Below are 1042 nucleotides of genomic sequence, written 5' to 3'. Positions count from 1 at the left end.
GCGGTCAAGGTCAAGCCCACGCCGCTGCTCTGGCGCATCGTTCCGCCGCGGTTGTCGATGCCGCCGGCGCTCGCGAGCTGCAGGCTCTGCGCTTCGATCGTGCCGCCCGCATTGCCGAGCGTGCCCCGGGTGGCGATCTGGAGTTCCTGGCCGCTGGCGATGCGACCGCCGTTGGCGAGGCTCCCGACCGCGATCTCGGCCCGGCGCGCGGCCTGCAAGGTGCCGATGTTCTCCAGCCGCCCGGCCACGGTGACGACCAGCTCGCCGATGCCGGCGAGCGGGCCGGAGCCATCCGCGGCCATGATCGTGCCGGCGTTGCGCGCACCGACGCCGGCCTCGGTGCCGATGAGCGTGATCTTGCCGGCGTACATGCCCCCGAGCTGCGAGGCATCGAGTGCGAAGACGGGCACCTTGCCGGTTCCCGCCGTGGGCGTGGCCTGGCCATGATCGGCCGAGATCTCGTTGGCCCCAGTCACCACCTTGAGCTCGTTGGCCCAGATGCCCGCATTGACCTGCACGGCCCGCGCGAGGATGGCCGCGTAGTCGGTGCTTCGTGCGTCGAGCCCGGCGCCATCGATGCTGACGGTGCCGCCGCGCACCACGTAGCCGTCCAGGCCGCCTGCGGCATTGAGCTGCGGCGCTCCGGTGGTCAACGTTGCGCGGCTGGCGTTGATGAAGGTGCCTCCATCGACGGCGATGCCCGCCGGGTTGGCCACGATGACCTCGGCGCGCTGCCCGGCGACCTCGATGGCCCCGCGCAGCTGCGTCGGGTTGCCGCTCGTGATCTCGTTGAGGGTGATTCGCGCCGGCCCGTTGGCCAGCCACGGATTGCCCTGCACCCAGCCGCCCAGTTGCGTCTGCACATCGGTGCGGCTGTTGTTGAGGATGACGCCGCGGGCCTGGACGTCGAACTGGTGGTAGAGGTTGCGCGAGACGCCCGCGGCCGAGGGGGTCTGGATGTTGACCAGGGGCACGCCGTTGGGTGCCACCAGCACCGTGGGGCGCAGGCCCGGCGCCACGCCGGGCGCTCCGACGATTTGTG

General features: G+C 71.6%; 1 protein-coding gene. It reads right to left on the bottom strand.

Going from position 1 to position 1042, the window contains the following annotated elements; genetic code table 11:
- The coding region (locus J2739_RS27855) for a filamentous hemagglutinin N-terminal domain-containing protein (protein WP_309907779.1) at nucleotides 1-1042 on the bottom strand (1042 nt) is incomplete at both ends.

Source organism: Variovorax soli, assembly GCF_031454625.1.
Taxonomy (GTDB): Bacteria; Pseudomonadota; Gammaproteobacteria; order Burkholderiales; family Burkholderiaceae_C; genus Variovorax; species Variovorax soli_A.
Note: the sequence above shows the minus strand (reverse complement) of the source record. Positions and strands in the feature narration are given on the sequence as shown.